Source organism: Kitasatospora sp. NPDC059827 (assembly GCF_042731675.1).
Lineage (GTDB): Bacteria > Actinomycetota > Actinomycetes > Streptomycetales > Streptomycetaceae > Kitasatospora.
Map to the genome: position 1 here is coordinate 1 of NZ_JBHWIV010000087.1, position 17,148 is coordinate 17,148.

Genomic DNA, 17,148 nt, shown 5'->3' on the forward strand with positions numbered 1-17,148 from the left:
GGGACCTACCCTCTTGCGCCTGCACCTCTTGTTCTACGCAGAAAGTCGGCCTGACCGACTTCCTGCGCAGAACAAGAAGAGACTTTAGCAATAGTGGACACTATTGGGATTGATCGAGTTTCTTTTCGCTGCGGGGAATGCGGGCACGGAAAACATGGGGCCCGCCTTCGAGATGATCTCGAAGGCGGGCCCACTACGGAACGATTTGATCAACGAGGACGAGTGCCACCGAATCAGATGCCAGGGACGGCAGATCAGGATTCCGCCAAGGCATGTGATTTTGAATGACCCCTCGACCTCGATCGCGACGGCAGCGATCTCGGCTGCCCGACCGATGGTCTCGCGGAAGGGGACGCCGCATTGGTCGGCCCACGCCTCGTACGAGGAAAGGTAGGCGACGATTGGCGCGAGGTCGGTGATCTCGATGGTGCCGGGCAGTTCCCGGATCCGGATGTCCTTGAACGCCGTCCACAGGTAGCCGCGGACCTTCTCCAGGGAGAAGCGAGAGCTGAGGGAGACCCGCGCAGGCCCCTCAGGAATCCCGAGGACGTCTCCTGCAGCTTTGGCCCAAAGCTGGTCCAGCTCCTGCTTGTCGGTGTCACTGTTGGTCGAGGCGATGAGCGCGCCGCCAGGCCGGAGGACGCGTGCCCGCCCGAACACTGGCTACCCCCACCCACCCCTCACCAAGAGCCGCGAAGACGACAGCGGCCCCGGCCGAATTGGCCGGGGCCGCCGAAACCCGCGCCAACCGGCACAGCGCCATCCGAAGCAGCGAAGCCCGCTGCAATCCTCTGCTCTGGCTGTGGGAGGCCCGGTCTGGAGCACCTCTCAGGCCGGGCCGCACAGCTGTTCAGGCGTTCCAAGCATTCACGGTCGGCGCCGGCCACTCTGCGGCCGTCGCTGCGAGATCCGCCGGGAGCAGGGCGACCAGCAAGGCCCGACCGTCAGCGACGGCCCTCAACGCGGCCTCCTGAGCCTCGTCCTTCGTGTCGAACATGCCATCGCCCACCGTCTCGTTGTGAGGCGGCTCGCCGACCTCACCGACCCACTGCGACGCGCCCGGCCACACCCGGACGTGGGTGAGCCGGGAAGGCTCCGGGAGCCCCGTGACACCCCGAGCTGCGGCTTCCTTGATCACGTCATCGATCGTCATGCCTGTGCTCTCCTCATCTCGGCCAGTGCGGCGTCCAGTCGTGCGGAGCGGACCACGGTGGAAAGTTCGGTAGCTGTATGGGCGTAGTACTCAGCTTCTTCCCGAGCGCCCTGACGGTAGAGCACCGTGGCCAGTTGGGCGGTGTCGATCGCCTTCGAGCGGGCCCGGTTGGAGGTCTGGGAGTCCACGGCTCGGCGGAGTCGGGACACCAGATCGGAGACAGGCTTCCCCTTGACCGCCGCGAGCAGGTAGAGGGCGTGGCCGGTCTCGCCGTGCAGCTTGTGCTCGGTGAAGTACCACATCCAGCGAGGCTCGCTGCGGAGATCACTCACGCGGCTGTAGATCGACTCCGCGAGGGCGATCTGCCGCATCACCTCGGGTTCGTCGCCCTTGATGGCGTACGCCTGGGCCTTGACCGCCGCGATCATCGCGAGCGCCGACAAGGGCACGTTGCCCATGGCCATGTCGGCTAGGGCGACAGCGTCTCCGGACTTACGCTCGGCAATCTCCTGGCGGGCAAGGCCGGTCGCAACGTGACACAGGAGCCCATCGTCGCCGGCCTCCTGGGCCGCCTTGATGCCGAGCCCGAACGTGCTGCGTGCCGGTGAGCTCTGGCCCGCGTCGAACGCCGACCACGCTGCAAGGTCGGCGAGATTGGCGATCTGGCCGCACAGCCGGTCGCGGACACGCGGTCCCATCGACGACTTGGTGAGATCGACAGCGCTTCGCAGTTCACCGAAGGCCAGATGGCGAGTGGCAAGACCTCCGCTTCGCCGGTCCCACTCCTCCAGAGCGAAGGTCCGCTCTGCGATATCGTCAACGTCCTTCATCCCCAAGGACGATGGGGACGGCACCACGTCGGGCAGGATCGAGGCCAGGGAGACGGCCAAGAAGTCACGGCGCTTCGACTCACTCACCTCCTCACGGTCCCGCCGGGTCCGCTTCGGGAACAGTCCCAGCTCTGCGTTCGTGGCCACGCCGAAGACGCCGCGCAGGGCATCACGGACATCCGCGTCGGGCCAGCGGATCACGCCACGTTCTAATCGGCTGATCACATTGGCGTCAATCGCCGACTCACGGCCGGTCGCGGCCTTGATCCGGGCGTTCGCCCGGCTCGCGACCTCGCCTTGGGTCCACTCTCGCCCGAGACGAAGCCTTCGTAGAGCGTCGTTGGTCATCCGAGGCCCGTCTCTGCGGTGCCGTTGGTGAGGGCCAGACAGCCTAGTGAACTGCCTAGCTTCTGCCTACAGGATCGCCCTGCCCCTACCCGCGCCGCAGGCGTTTGATGGTTCTCAGTCGCCCGGGGTGATGGGCCGGTTACGCCGGTGCTGTCGGGAAGGCCCCCGGGCGACGTCAGTGCAGCGTCGAACCCGCGCCTCGGTCAGGCCGGGCCCTCCCCTCGCAACTCCCAACGGCTGGAGGCCGTATGCCCGTCGACGACCACTCGGCCACGTTGGTGAGCCCGACCGACACCGCCTCGTTGCCGGTGCCGGTACCGCAGGAATGGGACGTCGAACCGGAGCCGGCCGCGGTGCCGCCCGCCCGTCGCCTGATCCGGAGGATCGCCGAAGCGTGGCGGGTGCCCATGTCGGACGCCGCTCTGCGGGACGTGGAGCTGTGCGCCGGCGAGTTGTTGGCCAACGCCATCGAGCACACCCGTGCACGGTGCCGGGTCTCGGTGCGGTGGACCGGCGAACGGTTGCGAGTGGAGGTCACCGATTCGAGCCTGGCCCTTCCGGATCGGGAGGCCGCAGAGGACACCATCACGGGTGGCCGCGGGCTGCTCCTGGTCGAGGGGCTCGCGCACTCCTGGGGCTGGTACCCGGCCGGGCCGGGAAAGACCGTGTGGTTCGAGTGCGCGGCCGACCAGTTGATCACGGGTGGCCAGCGCCTGGCCGTCCTCCTACGCGCTGCCAACGACCAGGCCGCAGGTCACCCGAGGCGTTCGGCGTGACCCCGAGCACCCGGCCCCCGGCGGCCGGGGCGAGTGCCGCAGCACACAACCCGAGACCAAGGAACGGAGTTCGTATGGATGCGCCCCGAGGGTCCTTCGTCACCCTCGACGGTCTCAGCGCGAGCGGGAAGAGCACCGTTGCCCCACTGGTCGCCGCCTTCGTCAACGGCGTCCACCTAACCCACGACACCTTGCCGACGTTCCCCCGCATGCGCGCGGAGGTGGATGCCACCGGCATCCTGCCGGCGCGGTTCCACTGGTGGCTGATGGCGAACCACATCACCTCGGAGACGGCCCGAACGCTCACGGATAGCGGGCGGACTGTGGTGGTCGAGTCCTACTTCCCACGCACCATCGCCACGCACCGGGCCATGGGACACGACTGGCCCTGCGAGTACCCGATCGGGGCCCTCCTCCCGAATGTGCCGATCCTGCTGGAGGTGGACGAGCAGGTTCGCCAGGGCCGGCTCCGTCGGCGGGCCGAGCGCGGGACGCTGAGCTACTGGCACCAGCGGGAGGAGCCCAACGTGGCCGAGAGCTCCCGCGCGTACCGGGCCTTCGGCCTCCTTCGCGTGGACGGCACCGACCGCACGCCCGAGGAGGTGGCCCGCGCGATCGCCGATATCGTTCGCTCGCGTGTCCCGTACGGCATCGAGGAAGGCAACGACCAATGACCGCAACTGAGTTCGAAGCGAAGATCCTCAACGTCGAGCCGGAGAAGATCCGCGCGCTGCTGGCCGAGGCGGGAGCCGAGCACGTGGCCGACCGCTTCCAGCGCCGCTACGTCTACGACATCCCCGGTCGGCCCGGCTCGTGGGTCCGCCTTCGCGACACCGGCAGCAGCGTCACGCTGTGCGTCAAAGAGATCCACTCCGACGCGATCGACGGCGTGACCGAGACGGAGACGACCGTCGGCGACTTCGACGCCACGAACACGCTTCTCGGCAAGCTCGGATACCAGCCGAAGGCGTACCAGGAGAACCGCCGGTCCTCTTGGGCCCTGGGCGGTGCGGCCATCGAGATCGACGAGTGGCCGCTGATCCCCCCATACCTGGAGATCGAGGGGGACAGCGCCGAGCACGTCCACGCGACGGCACTCTCGCTCGGCCTTCCCCTGGCCGAGCTGACGAGCGAGAACACGACCAAGGTCTACCGCCGGTACGGGATCGACATCGAGGCGATCCCCCGGCTCATCTTCGAGTAACAGGAGGCATGTCTTGTCAGCGACCAAACACCCGGCGATCCGGGTCGTCCGGGACAGGACCATCCGCATCAAGGTGATCGACGACTGCGGGTTGGCCTGTACGTTCTGCCACAACGAGGGAACGCCAGTCACCGCCGACAACCGAGCCCGCACGCTGCTGCCCTTCGTCGCGGGGCCCGGCAGGACCGGACGCGTGTCGATCTACAGCGAGACGAACGGGGTCGGCTTCCTCGCCGCGAAGATGGCCCCGGACATGGCCTTCCGGCGCGCGGTGCGGACCGTGACGAAGGCGTTCGGCGCCGACGAGGTCCACCTCACAGGAGGCGAGCCCACCCTCCACAAGGAGGTCGCCTCGCTGGTTTCGGCGCTCACCGGAATGGGCCTCAGCGTCGGAATGACGAGCAACGGCGAGCGCGGCCGACAGGTGATGCCGGACTGCTCGGCGGCCGGCCTCCATCGGGTCAACGTCTCCGTCTTCGGCACCACCGCCGAAGAACTCCAGGCCGTTCAGTCCGAGCGCTTCACGTCGGCGGGTCTGGCCGAAGCGAAGATCCGTGCTGCCGAGCAGACGGTCCGCGCCGCCGTCTCCAACGGGGTGAAGGCCTCCGTGAACATCGTCGTTCCCGGCATGGCCCACGTGGACCGGGTCGTCAACCTGGTCGAGTCGTACGGCCAGTTCGCGGACGTTCGGATGCTCACCAGCATCCAGGACGGAGCGGAGTCGATCGCGGCAATCTCCGAAGTCCTGGACCGGGTCGGTGCGGAACCAGTGCTTCGGACGTTCACCGCCGGCACCTCCGACGAACGCACCCTCTATCGGGCACTCGGCAGCAGGGCGGTCTACGTCAAGCGACTGCTTCCGGTGCGGCTCCCGGACACTTGCGCGTCGTGCCGCTTCAACAACGACGAGGACTGCGAGGAGGGCTACTACGGCGTTCGGCTGTACCTCACCGACCAGGGCGAGTACATGGTCGGCGTTTGCATCCAGCGCATGGACCTCTGCGTGCCCGTCGCCGAGTTGCCGAAGAGCGGGATCGCGGAAGAGGTGCAGGCTTTCAAGGACGCCGAGGTCCGACGGCTGACCAGGCAGTACGGCACCGCCGCCTGATCGACGGATTTCGCGAACGGTTCGCACTCCCTGTAGCGACTATGCTACTTTCCGCATCATCAACAGAACATAGAAGACCCCGGCGGTGTTAGAGCACCCCGGGGTCCGGCACCAGGAGCTACCACTCCCCATGCAGATTCATCGTAGCGCCCATGCGCGCGCTTTCACCGTACTTCCGAACGGCCTCCTCCAGGACCGTCGCCTCAGCTACACCGCCCGAGGTCTCCTCACCGACCTCCTCTCCCGCCCCGACGGCTGGCGCGAGGACGGGCGGCACATGGCCGACAGCAGCCCGCAGGGGCGCGGCGCCGTCCGCAGGGCACTCAATGAACTCAAGGACGCCGGGTACTACCGGGTCGAGACGGTCCGGATGCCCGACGGCACACTCCGTACCGACGTGCACGTGTACGACACTCCCCAGCGCCCGGCATCACCGAGTGCCCGCCCCCCGGACCCCGGTGAGCCCGAGACCGGTCCCCCTGACCGCCCTGTAGTAAAGGACCCGGGAGAAGTACCCACCCTCCCCGCCCAGTTGACGCGAGCGGACGAGCAGACCCGCAGGGCGGTGTCCGCACTCTTCCGCGCGATCCGCCCCGAGCCCCGGCTGCGCCTCGGCGAGGCCGAGGCGCAGCAACTGGCGCCCCTCGTCGCCCAGTGGCTGGAACGCGGCAGCACGGCAGCCGAGTTGGCCCAGGCCCTGCTCCCCGGCCTGCCCTCACCGATGCACTCCCCGGTGGCGATCCTGCGCGACCGCCTCCAACGCAAGCTGCCACCCCCACGAACGGCATCCCCGTCCCCGTCCTACGCCGAGTGCGCCAAGTGCCACGATCCGGTGCCCCGCCCCGGCATCTGCCACCCGTGCGCGGGCCTCGGCAGCAGCATCGTCGCGGTCGGCACCGGCGGCACCGCCACGAGGAGCGGTGCCGCCCGTGCCCGCGCAGCCCTGCGCGGGCACGGACTCCCCGCCGTAGTGGGCGCTCAGGCAGTCAGGTGCACTTGATGTCGCGGTCGGCCACGGCCATGCCGACGACCTTGCCGCCGTCCACGGTGAACTCGTACTTCCAGCCCTGCTGCCCCTCGACCGGCAGCTCGTACCTGCCGCTCTTGGCCAGTTGGAGGCCCTTGGCGCCGTACGCCTGCTGGAGGGCGTCCAGGGTGGAGCCGGCGCCGATGCCCTCGGCGGTCCTCGCCTCGGCCGGGGCGACCAGTTCGCGCAGGCCGGTGGCGGCGAAGGAGGCCCGGCCGGTGGCCAGGAAGGCCTTGTCCTTGGCCTCGCGGGCCACCCACATGTCGGCGATGGACTGGGTGGCGTCGGCCACCAGCTTGGCGGTGGCGGCTGAGTCCTTGGCGGCGGCGGCCGAGCCTGCGGCGGCCGCGGCGGCATCCTTCGCGGAGGCCCCGGGCGGCAGCGTGCCCGCCGGGGCGGGTGCCTTGCCCTGGGCCGCGTCCGCCTTGGCGTTGAGGTCCTTGTAGCGGGCCTCGGTGGCCGCCTCGGCGTCCATCCGGGTCTTGTCCGGTGCCGGGCCGCCCTTGTAGACGAGGTCGGTGCAGCCGTCGAGCAGTGAGACGGGCGCCGTCTCCAGGACACCGGTGGCCAGCCCGACGTCCTTCGCCATCCCCGGCTTGAGGCCGCGGTAGCCGGCTGCCGAGAAGGCCTCCGGCGCCTTGGACGTCGGCGCCGCCGAGGCCGTGGCGGTGGCGGTGGAGTCGGCCTTCGCCGTGTCCTTCTTGTCGTCGTTGCCGCAGGCCGCCGCTCCGGCGACCAGCAGCACCACCGAGACGCCCACGCCCACCGCGCGGATCCGTGCCCGGTTCATCCCCATGTCGTTCCCCCCAGAAGAAGTCGTTCGGAAGCACCGTACCGAAGGTGCGCCCACGATCCACAACCGGTTTCCGGGCCGGGGTGGGAACGCGGAAGGGCCCGCGCCCAAGAGGACGCGGGCCCTTCCGTACAGCCGTCCGTCAGCGCATCGAACCGGTGCGCAGCAGGGTGCGGATGACGCGCATCGCGACCGAGAGGCTGGACAGCTCGTAGTTGTCCGAACCCCTTATGTCGTCGAGGGTGGCCTTGGCGCGGTTCAGCAGGGTGGAGTTGAGGTCCGCCCAGGCGGTGTAGCGCTCCTCGGGGGTGGCGCCCTCGGGGCCGCAGGCCAGGATGTCGGCGGTCAGCGCCGCGTGCGCCGCGAAGAGGTCCTCGCGGATCGCGGCCCGGGCCATCGACGACCAGCGGTCGGTGCGGGGCAGGTCGATGATGCGGTCGAGCAGGTGCGAGATCTGCAGGCGGTCGCCCAGGTCGTAGTACAGCTCGGCGACCTCGGCGACGTCCTTGCCGGAGCGGTCCGCGACCTCGGTGATGTCCAGGGTCGGGAAGACCGAGGACAGCCCGGCGATCCGGGTGGCCAGCGCGTCCGGCACGCCGGCGGCGGCGAGCTCGCCCTGGATCTTCTCGAACCAGGTCAGGTCCTCGCCGCGGAGCGGCTTGGGCAGCGAGCCCCAGACCTGGTTGATCCGGTCGTGGAAGAACTCGATGGTGCCGGCGATGTCGAGCGGCTGGCGGCGGTTGTTGAGCATCCACCGGGTGGCTCGCTCGACCAGGCGCCGCGAGTGCAGCCGCATCTTGGTCTGGATCCGGGCCGGGACCTTGTTGTCCAGGCCCTCGATCTCGGCCCAGATCTCCTCCAGGCCGAAGACGGCCCGCGCGGCGGTGTGCGTCCGGGCGATCTCCTCGTAGGTCGCGCCGGTCTCCTCCTTCAAGCGGAAGGCGAAGGTGCAGCCACCGCGGTTGATCGTGTCGTTGACGATCAGCGTGGTGATGATCTCGCGGCGCAGCGCGTGGTTGTCGATCGCGTCGGCGAACTTCGCGCGCAGCGCGCTCGGGAAGTACTCGTGCAGCGCGGTGCGGAAGTACGGGTCGTCCGGCAGGTCGGTGGCGAGCAGCTCGTCGGCCAGGATGATCTTGGTGTAGGCGAGCAGCACCGACATCTCGGGCTGGGAGAGCCCGCGGCCGTTCTGCTGGCGCTCGCGGATCTGGCGCTCGACGGGCAGGAACTCCAGCCCGCGGTCGAGCCGGCCGGCCGCCTCGAAGCGGTTGATCATCCGGGCGTGGACGTTGACCATGCTGTGCGCCTGGGCGACGGCGTTGGCCAGCACGACGTTCTGCGCGTAGTTGTTGCGCAGCACCAGGTGGCCGACCTCGTCGGTCATCTCGGCGAGCAGGACGTTGCGCTGCTTCACCGTCATGTCGCCCTCGGCGACGACCTGGTTGAGCAGGATCTTGATGTTGACCTCGTGGTCCGAGGTGTCCACACCGGCCGAGTTGTCGATGGCGTCGGTGTTGATCCAGCCGCCGGCCGCCTCGGGGCCGCCGGTGGCCGCGTACTCGATGCGGCCGAGCTGGGTGCAGCCGAGGTTGCCGCCCTCGCCGATGACCCGGGCCCGGACCTGCTCGCCGTTGACCCGGATGGCGTCGTTGGCCTTGTCCCCGACCTCGGCGTTGGTCTCGGTGGAGGCCTTGACGTAGGTGCCGATGCCGCCGTTCCAGAACAGGTCGACCGGCGCCTGGAGGATGGCCTTCATCAGCTCGGCCGGGGTGAGGCGGGTCTCCTGGATGCCCAGGGCGGCCCGGACCTGCGCGCTGACCTGGATCGACTTGGCGCTGCGCGGGAACACGCCGCCGCCGGTCGAGATCAGCGACTTGTCGTAGTCGTCCCAGGAGCTGCGCGGCAGGTCGAACAGGCGGCGGCGCTCGGCGTACGAGACGGCCGCGTCCGGGTTCGGGTCCAGGAAGATGTGGCGGTGGTCGAAGGCCGCCATCAGCCGGATGTGCTCGCTGAGCAGCATGCCGTTGCCGAAGACGTCGCCGGACATGTCGCCGATGCCGACGACCGTGAAGTCCTCGGACTGGGTGTCGTGGCCCAGCTCGCGGAAGTTGCGCTTGACCGACTCCCAGGCGCCGCGGGCGGTGATGCCCATGCCCTTGTGGTCGTAGCCGGCCGAGCCACCGGAGGCGAAGGCGTCGCCCAGCCAGAAGCCGTACGACTCCGCGACGCCGTTGGCGATGTCGGAGAAGGTCGCGGTGCCCTTGTCGGCGGCGACGACCAGGTAGGTGTCGTCCTCGTCGTGGCGGACCACGTCGGCCGGGTGGACGACCTCGCCGGCCACCAGGTTGTCGGTGATGTCGAGCAGCGCCGAGATGAAGGTCTTGTACGAGGAGACGCCCTCGGCCAGCCAGGCGTCGCGGTCCACCGACGGGTCCGGCAGCTGCTTGGCGACGAAGCCGCCCTTGGCGCCGACCGGGACGATGACGGTGTTCTTGACCATCTGGGCCTTGACCAGGCCGAGGATCTCGGTGCGGAAGTCCTCGCGCCGGTCGGACCAGCGCAGACCGCCGCGGGCGACCTTGCCGAAGCGCAGGTGCACGCCCTCGACCTGCGGCGAGTACACCCAGATCTCGAACGCCGGGCGCGGGGCCGGGAGGTCCGGGATGGCCTGCGGGTCGAACTTCATCGACACGTAGGAGTGCCACGCGCCGGAGCCGTCGTGCTGGAAGAAGTTGGTCCGCAGGGTGGCCTTGATGAGGTGCAGGAAGGAGCGCAGGATGCGGTCCTCGTCCAGCGACACGACCTCGTCGAGCGCGCCGGACAGCTCCTCCAGGATGCCCTCGGTCAGCTCCAGGGCGCCCGAGCGGTGGCTGGGGCTGAGCCGGGCCTCGAAGAGGTTGACCAGCAGGCGGGTGGTGTGGGTGTTGTTGCGGAGCGCGTCCTCCATGTAGTCCTGGGAGAACGTGGAGCCCGCCTGGCGCAGGTACTTGGCGTAGGCGCGCAGCACCATCGCCTGGCGCCAGTTCAGCCCGGCGGTGAGGACCAGCTCGTTGAAGCCGTCGTTCTCGGCCTTGCCGGTCCAGGTCGCGGCGAAGGTGTCCTGGAAGCGCTCGCGGGCCTCGTCGGTGAGCTCGGTGGCCTCGCGCAGCTTGAGGCCGAAGTCGTACACCCACGCGGTGGTGCCGTCGGAGCGGCGCAGCGCGTACGGGTGCTCGTCCAGGACCTCGACGCCCAGGCGCTGGAGCACGGGCAGGACCTCGCTGAGCGAGATCGGGCCGCCGACCCGGTAGATCTTGAAGCGGCGCTCGTCGTCGCCCGCGCCGACCGGCTGGTACAGGTTGAGGCGGAAGTCGCCCTCGCCGTGCAGCGCCTCGATCTGCTTGATGTCCGAGACGGCGGTGCGCGGCGGGAAGTCGGCGCGGTAGCCGTCGGGGAACGCGTTGGCGTACTTGTGGCCGAGCTCGGCGGCCTTCTCCTCGCCCAGCTCGGTGTGCAGCTGGTCGTGGAAGCCGTCCATCCAGAACCGGGCGGCCTCGGCCAGGCGGTTCTCGATCCGCTCGATGTCGGAGTCGGTGAGCCGGGGCAGCTCGGTGCCCGGGGCGACCCGGACGACGAAGTGCAGGCGGGTCAGCACCGACTCGGTGGCGTACACCGTGTAGTCGATGGTGGCGCCGTTCAGCTCTTCCTTGAGGATGTCGGTGAGCAGCAGCCGGATGCGCGTGGTGTAGCGGTCGCGCGGGAGGTAGATGAAGGCGGAGAAGTAGCGCCCGTACTCGTCCTGGCGCAGGAAGAGCCGCAGCTTACGGCGCTCCTGGAGGTACAGCACGCTGGTGGAGATGGAGAGCAGTTCGGCGGCCGAGGTCTGGAAGATCTCGTCGCGCGGGAAGGTCTCCATGATCTGGAGCAGGTCGCGGCCGTCGTGGCTCTCGCTGGAGAAGCCGGAGCCGTCCAGCACCTCCTGGACCTTGCGGCGCACGACCGGGATGCGGGTGACCGACTCGGTGTAGGCGGCGGAGGAGAACAGGCCGAGGAAACGGCGCTCGCCGGTGGGCTCGCCGGCGGCGTTGAACTTCTTCACGCCGACGTAGTCGAGGTAGGCCGGGCGGTGCACGGTGGAGCGGCTGTTGGCCTTGGTCAGGACGAGCAGCTTCTTCTCGTGGGCCTTGGCGCGGACCGGGGCGGAGAGCCGGCCGAAGGCCTCGGAGACCGAGTGGTGGCGGTCGTCGTGGCTGTGCGGGTCGGAGCGCAGGATGCCCAGGCCCGTCCCGGCGACGGCCTTGAGGACCTCCTCGCCCTCGTGCTCGACCAGGTCGTACTCGCGGTAGCCGAGGAAGGTGAAGTGGTCGTCGGCGAGCCAGCGCATCAGCTCCCAGGCCTCGCCGACCTCCTGCTCGGGCAGCTCGGCCGGGGGCTCCTCGGCCAGCTCGTCGGCCAGGCGCAGCGCGCTGTCGCGCATCTTGCCCCAGTCCTCGACGACCTCGCGGACGTCGCCGAGCACCCGGCGCAGGTTGGTCTCGATGGTGCGCAGGTCGTCGCGGTCGGTCTCGCGGTCGATCTCGATGTGCATCCACGACTCGACGGTCGCGTCGGCGGGCCACTCGGTGCCGGCGGCCTGGCTGCGGGAGCAGGCGTCGACGTCCAGGATCTCCAGCAGCTTGCCGGTGATGTCACGGCGGACGAGCAGCTGGGGGTGGACGACGAGGTGGATCGCGCGGTCCTGGCGGGAGAGCTCGTTGGTGACCGAGTCGACCAGGAAGGGCATGTCGTCGGTGACGACCTCGACCACGGTGTGGCCGCAGGACCAGCCGTTCTCCTCGACCGAGGGGGTGTGGACCCGCACCTCGGCGGTGCCCTGGGGGCGCTTGAGCCCCAGGCGGTAGTGGGAGGCGGCCGCGCCGTACACGTCGACCGGGTCGAGGTCGACCAGGTCCTCGGGCGCGGTGTGGAGGTAGTAGTGGTGCAGGTACGCGGTCAGAGCACCGTTGCTCAGACCCTCCCCCGGCGCCGCTCCCCCCACCTGGCTGTTCTCAGCGGCTGCGGCTGCCTTCTTGAGCAGTTCGGCCTTGGCTGCGTCCAGCTTGGTCTGCATGACTTCTTGGCTCCTGTCGCGCGCCGTTGCGTGACTCGGTGGTGTGTGGGTGTACACCGACGGGTCGCTCGCAATCCTGCCGCACCGTCCGACTGAAAGGGGCTCATGGCACGCATGAAACGCCCTCCCAGCGGGTAGGACGACACGTTCGTCCTGCAAGCCACCCGACGACGCCAGCCAGCCTAACCGGATCAATCGAAGGTGCACAGGGACAGGGAGGCGCAAACCCACAGGATGTCGGGTCCGTCCTGGACACCATGTCCAAACCGGAGCGTCGTGTTCGCTTTCAGCCCATATGCGGGTAACCGTGCCGGGTGGGCGGCACGAAGGTCTCCTTGATCGCCCGCGCCGAGGTCCAGCGCAACAGGTTCTGGGCGGCGCCCGCCTTGTCGTTGGTCCCGGAGGCCCGGGAGCCGCCGAAGGGCTGCTGGCCGACCACGGCGCCGGTGGGCTTGTCGTTGATGTAGAAGTTCCCGGCGGTGAAGCGCAGCTCCTCCACGGCCTGGGCGATGGCGTACCGGTCCTGGGCGATCACCGCGCCGGTGAGGCCGTACGGGGCACCCGCGTCGACCCGGCGGAGCACGTCGTCCCAGCGGGAGTCCTCGTAGACGTGGACCGCCAGGATCGGCCCGAAGTACTCGGTGCGGAAGATCTCGCCCCGGTGGTCCGAGGAGACCAGCACGGTCGGCCGGACGAACCAGCCGATCGCGTCGTCGTACTGGCCGCCGGCCACCAGTTCGACGGTCGGGTCGGCCTTCGCCCGCTCGATCGCGGTGCGGTTCCGCTCGAAGGCGCGCTTGTCGATCAGGGCACCCATGAAGTTCGACAGGTCGGTGACGTCGCCCACCGTCAGGGCGTCCACCTCGGCCAGGAAGTCGTCCTTGATCGTGAGCCAGAGGCTGCGCGGCAGGTAGGCGCGGGAGAGCGCCGAGCACTTCTGGCCCTGGTACTCGAAGGCGCCGCGGACCATCGCGGTCCGCAGGATGTCCGGGTCGGCCGAGCGGTGGGCCAGCAGGAAGTCCTTGCCGCCGGTCTCGCCGACGATCCTCGGGTACGTGCGGTAGCCGCCGATGTTCGCGCCGATGCTCTGCCAGAGCGACTGGAAGGTGGCGGTCGAGCCGGTGAAGTGCAGCCCGGCGAACGCCGGGTCGGCGAGCACCACCGGGGAGACCTGGAGGCCGTCGCCGGTGACCAGGTTGATCACCCCGGGCGGCAGGCCGGCCGCCTCCAGCAGCCGCATCAGGTGGTACGCGGCCAGGGTCTGGGTCGGCGCGGGCTTCCAGACCACGGTGTTGCCCATCAGCGCGGGGGCGGTGGGCAGGTTCCCGGCGATCGCGGTGAAGTTGAACGGGGTGACCGCGTAGACGAAACCTTCCAGCGGGCGGTGGTCGACCCGGTTCCACACCCCCGGGGAGGAGACCGGCTGCTCCGCCAGGACCTGCCGGGCGAACCCGACGTTGAACCGCCAGAAGTCGATCAGCTCGCAGGCGGAGTCGATCTCGGCCTGCTGCACGGTCTTGGACTGGCCGAGCATGGTCGCCGCGTTGAGCGTGTCCCGCCACGGCCCGGCCAGCAGGTCGGCGGCCCGCAGGAAGACCGCGGCCCGGTCGTCGAAGGAGAGCGAGCGCCACTGCCGCCCGGCCGCCAGCGCCGCGTCCACCGCCGCCCGGGCGTCCTCCCGGGTGGCGTTGCCGAGCACGCCCAGCTTGGCGGCGTGGTGGTGCGGCTGGACGACCTCGATCCGCTCGCCACCGCCGAACCGCTGCTCACCGCCGATGGTCATCGGCAGCGGGACCTGCTCGGCCGCCAGCTCGTCCAGCCGCCGGACCAGACTGTCCCGCTCCGGGCTGCCGGGCGCGTACGTCCGCACCGGCTCGTTGACCGGGGTCGGCACCTCGGTGACTGCGTCGATGGGCATGGCGGCTCCGTCCTGGCGGCTGGGGGTTCGACTCCAGCCTGACCAGGACGGGACCGTTCCGCCCGTCCAGACACGCCAACGGCGGACGTGGCGCCCGCCACGTCCGCCGTCCCGGCGGGTCCGCTCAGCCCGTCGGCCGGCGCACCGGCCCGTCGGCTCGACCGTCTCGGCTCAGCCGGTCAGCCGGCTCGACCGCCTCGGCTCAGCCCGTCAGCCGGCCCGCCAGCTCGACCGCCTCGGTCAGGCTGTCCACCACCGGGACGCCGACCGGCTCCAGCTTCTCCCGGGTGTGCGAGCCCCCGGTGTACAGCACCGCGCGGGCCCCCGCGTGCAGCGCCGCCAGGGCGTCGTCCGCGGCGTCGCCGATCAGCACCGTACGGGCCGGGTCGACCCGCTCGCCGAGCTCGGCCAGGTGCCTGGTCAGTTGCTGCGCCTTCTGGCCGCCGGAGGGGCCGCTGCGGCCGTCCACCCTCAGGAAGCTGCCGGTCAGGCCGAAGCCGTCGACCAGCGGGACGAGCTTCTCGTGCTCGTACATCGACAGCAGGGACTGGCTGTGCCCGGCCGCCTGCCAGCCCGCCAGCAGCTCGGGCACGCCCTCGGTCAGGCCGCAGGCCCGGCTGAGCTCGACGTAGCGGTCGTGGAAGGCGTCGTCCAGTCGCAGCCACTCCTCCGTGGAGGGCATCCGACCGAGCAGCCGCTCGTAGAACCGGGGGATCGGGATCTCGTACTGCTCGCGGTACTGCTGCAGGGTCATCGGCCCGACGCCGATGGTCGCGAACGCGGCGTTGCTCGCGCCGAGGACGGCGTCCATGTCGTGGAAGAGCGTGCCGTTCCAGTCCCAAACGATGTGAGTGCGCACGGGATCAAACGGTAACCCGAACGGCCGATACGCCGGTAGGAGCGGGGTCACCCCCGCAACGGTCGCACGCCGGGTCGGTCGCACGCCGGGGCGGTCCTACGTCGGGACGGTCCTACGCCAGCAGGGCGGGGATCTCCTGGGTCGCGTACCAGAGCAGGTCGTGGTCCTCGGCGCCGTCCACGGTGAACTGGGCGTCCTGGTCGCCCGCGTCGGCCGCGGCCACCGCCGCCACCGCGGCGGCGACGTCCTCGACCACCTCGTCGTCGGCCACGTCCGCGTGCACCGAGGCGGCCTTCGCCAGCTTCACCGGGCCGGCCAGCACCACCCGGCCGAGCGAGGCCTGGTCCTGGTACTCGTCACCGGGGAAGGGCCGCACCGCCGAGTCGGCCACGTCCAGCGCCACCACGACGCGCCGGCGCGGGGAGTCCGGGTCGGCCGCCAGCAGCCGCAGCGAGGACTGCGCGGCCCGGTTGAGCGCCGCGTACTCCAGCTCCTCCAGGTCGTCGCTGACGTACCACTCGCGCAGCGCGGGCGTCACGGCGTACGCCGCGGACTGGTCCAGGGCACCGCCCTCGTGCGCCGCCGCCAGGCCGGTCAGGGTGGTGGGCACGTACACGCGCATCGGTGGCACTCTCCGGTTTCCGCGAAGCTACTCCAGCGCCCCAAGAATAAGCTCAGCCGCACCGGGCGTGATCACCTGAGCCCTCGCACCGGTGCCCGGGGCTACCGCGCCGCCCCGAGCGCCTCCCGGGCGCTGCGCAGGCCGCTCTCCAGCACCGCGCCGCGGCGGGCCGGGTCCATCAGGTTCGGGCCCATCACCGCCAGGTCGGCCGGGGTGGGCGCGAGCAGCCGCACCCGGACGCCCTCGGCCCGCAGCAGCGCGGCCTCGCGCAGCAGCTGCCGGGTCACGGCGCGGCGGTAGCGGCTGACCAGCTGGGCCAGCACCCCGCGCGGGCGGTCCCGGGCCCGCCAGTCGCGCAGTGCGACCACCGGGCCGCGGTCGGAGCGCTCCGACCGCGGGCCGAGCCGCAGGGCCATCGGGGCGAGCACGTACACCTCGTCCAGGCCGCGGCCGAGCAGCAGGTCGGCGTTGGTGGCCGACCAGCAGCCGCCGTCCACGTAGGCCGAGCCGTCCAGGCGCACCGGCGCGAACCAGCCGGGGATCGCGCAGGAGGCCATCACGGCCCCGGCCACCGGGACGTCGGGGGCGTCCGGGTCGCCGAAGACCACCCGGTGGCCGCTGCGGTAGTCCACCGCGGCCACCCGCAGCGGGGCCGCGGCGGCGCTGGGCGGGACGGCGTCCGCGGCCTCGGCCTCTACCATCGCTCCCGCCTCTCCCGTCGCGCCCACCGGGAGCGGCCAGCCGCCCGGGCCGAGCAGCCCGCGCACCAGCTCGCCGACCGGGGCCAGCGAGCCGCGGCCGTGCGGCGCCACCGCCGAGACCATGGTGAGCAGCGGGTACTCGCGCGGGTGCCGGACGGCGTCCCGCAGCAGGCCGGGCGAGCCGATCCCGGCCCGCGGCCGGGGCGGCAGCGCGCCGCCCACCGCGGTGTCGTAGTCGAAGGCCACTCCGGCCAACGGGCCCTCGGTGATCGGCAGGCCGCGCTGGTGGTCGCGCAGCTGCTCGGGGCGCACGCCCCCGGCCAGCATCGCGGCCAGGATGGCGCCCGCCGAGGTGCCGAGCAGCACGTCCGCCTCGCCCGGCCGGTGTCCGACGGCCTCCTCGACGGCGCAGAGCGCGCCGACCGTCCAGGCCGCACCGAGCATCCCGCCGCCGCCCAGCACCAGGCCGCGCCGGGAGGTGCCCCCGGCGTGGGCGGGCGTGTCCGGCCCCGTCACCGCCCTTGTGGTCGTCCCGGCTGTCGTCATCCCGGCCGCCCGTCGTCGTCGGGTTCGGGTCAGGCTCCGATGGTGCGCGCGGACGCGCGGGCGGCGCAACGGGAGCCCGCCGCGGGGCCACCCGGTCCGCCGTACCCGGACGTCCCCTTTCGGGCCGGCCGGTCCGTCCCCGCACGTCAACCGGGTGCCGCCAGCACGGCCGCC

Annotated in this window: 14 protein-coding genes; 5 read left to right on the forward strand and 9 right to left on the reverse strand. The window is 70.8% G+C overall.

Annotation, left to right across the window (positions count from 1 at the left end; all coding sequences use genetic code 11):
- Positions 1–84: 84 nt before the first annotated feature.
- The 3 genes from ACFV8H_RS34445 to ACFV8H_RS34455 all read right to left on the reverse strand — a co-directional run bounded on the left by ACFV8H_RS34445 (position 85) and on the right by ACFV8H_RS34455 (position 2,331).
- Entirely contained in the window at positions 85–660 is a 576-nt protein-coding gene (locus ACFV8H_RS34445; RefSeq protein ID WP_380407771.1) for a hypothetical protein, read from the reverse strand.
- Positions 661–850: 190 nt separating this feature from the next.
- Positions 851–1,153, reverse strand: a complete 303-nt coding sequence (locus ACFV8H_RS34450; protein ID WP_380407773.1) for a hypothetical protein — start codon at positions 1,151–1,153, stop codon at positions 851–853.
- The gene (locus tag ACFV8H_RS34455; protein ID WP_380407775.1) at positions 1,150–2,331 is read right to left on the reverse strand and encodes a hypothetical protein; all 1,182 of its coding nucleotides are present in this window, start codon (positions 2,329–2,331) and stop codon (positions 1,150–1,152) included. The genes ACFV8H_RS34450 and ACFV8H_RS34455 overlap by 4 nt, the downstream gene beginning before the upstream one ends.
- Before the next feature lie 248 nt (positions 2,332–2,579).
- Between ACFV8H_RS34455 and ACFV8H_RS34460 the strand changes: the two genes are divergently transcribed.
- The 5 genes from ACFV8H_RS34460 (at position 2,580) to ACFV8H_RS34480 (ending at position 6,419) form a co-directional block, all read left to right on the forward strand.
- Positions 2,580–3,107, forward strand: coding sequence for an ATP-binding protein (locus ACFV8H_RS34460; protein WP_380407776.1), 528 nt, complete (start codon positions 2,580–2,582; stop codon positions 3,105–3,107).
- Positions 3,108–3,181: 74 nt separating this feature from the next.
- Positions 3,182–3,781 (forward strand): hypothetical protein, encoded by a 600-nt coding sequence (locus ACFV8H_RS34465; protein ID WP_380407778.1) that lies wholly within the window; start codon positions 3,182–3,184, stop codon positions 3,779–3,781.
- Positions 3,778–4,311 (forward strand): class IV adenylate cyclase, encoded by a 534-nt coding sequence (locus ACFV8H_RS34470; RefSeq protein WP_380407780.1) that lies wholly within the window; start codon positions 3,778–3,780, stop codon positions 4,309–4,311. Before ACFV8H_RS34465 ends, ACFV8H_RS34470 begins: the two co-directional genes overlap by 4 nt.
- Before the next feature lie 13 nt (positions 4,312–4,324).
- A complete protein-coding gene (locus ACFV8H_RS34475) occupies positions 4,325–5,419 on the forward strand; it encodes a radical SAM protein (RefSeq protein ID WP_380407782.1) in 1,095 nt (364 codons plus the stop codon).
- A 130-nt stretch (positions 5,420–5,549) separates the two neighbouring features.
- A complete protein-coding gene (locus ACFV8H_RS34480) occupies positions 5,550–6,419 on the forward strand; it encodes a hypothetical protein (protein ID WP_380407784.1) in 870 nt (289 codons plus the stop codon).
- Here the strand turns inward: ACFV8H_RS34480 and ACFV8H_RS34485 are convergent.
- The 6 genes from ACFV8H_RS34485 to ACFV8H_RS34510 form a co-directional block, all read right to left on the reverse strand.
- Positions 6,406–7,236, reverse strand: a complete 831-nt coding sequence (locus ACFV8H_RS34485; RefSeq protein ID WP_380407786.1) for a hypothetical protein — start codon at positions 7,234–7,236, stop codon at positions 6,406–6,408. The two genes, ACFV8H_RS34480 and ACFV8H_RS34485, sit on opposite strands and share 14 nt — an antisense overlap.
- A gap of 145 nt (positions 7,237–7,381) precedes the next feature.
- Positions 7,382–12,328: an NAD-glutamate dehydrogenase gene (locus ACFV8H_RS34490; RefSeq protein ID WP_380407788.1), complete on the reverse strand. Its 4,947-nt coding sequence runs from the start codon at positions 12,326–12,328 to the stop codon at positions 7,382–7,384.
- Positions 12,329–12,614: 286 nt separating this feature from the next.
- Complete coding sequence (gene pruA, locus ACFV8H_RS34495; RefSeq protein ID WP_380407817.1) at positions 12,615–14,240, reverse strand: L-glutamate gamma-semialdehyde dehydrogenase; 1,626 nt, start codon at positions 14,238–14,240, stop codon at positions 12,615–12,617.
- Positions 14,241–14,448: 208 nt separating this feature from the next.
- Positions 14,449–15,105, reverse strand: coding sequence for an HAD family hydrolase (locus ACFV8H_RS34500; RefSeq protein ID WP_380407790.1), 657 nt, complete (start codon positions 15,103–15,105; stop codon positions 14,449–14,451).
- Positions 15,106–15,217: 112 nt separating this feature from the next.
- Positions 15,218–15,727 carry a DUF6912 family protein gene (locus ACFV8H_RS34505; RefSeq protein WP_375882972.1) on the reverse strand — a complete coding sequence of 170 codons (510 nt, stop codon included), beginning with the start codon at positions 15,725–15,727 and terminating at the stop codon, positions 15,218–15,220.
- A gap of 101 nt (positions 15,728–15,828) precedes the next feature.
- The gene (locus ACFV8H_RS34510) at positions 15,829–16,944 is read right to left on the reverse strand and encodes a patatin-like phospholipase family protein (RefSeq protein WP_380407792.1); all 1,116 of its coding nucleotides are present in this window, start codon (positions 16,942–16,944) and stop codon (positions 15,829–15,831) included.
- Positions 16,945–17,148 lie beyond the last annotated feature (204 nt).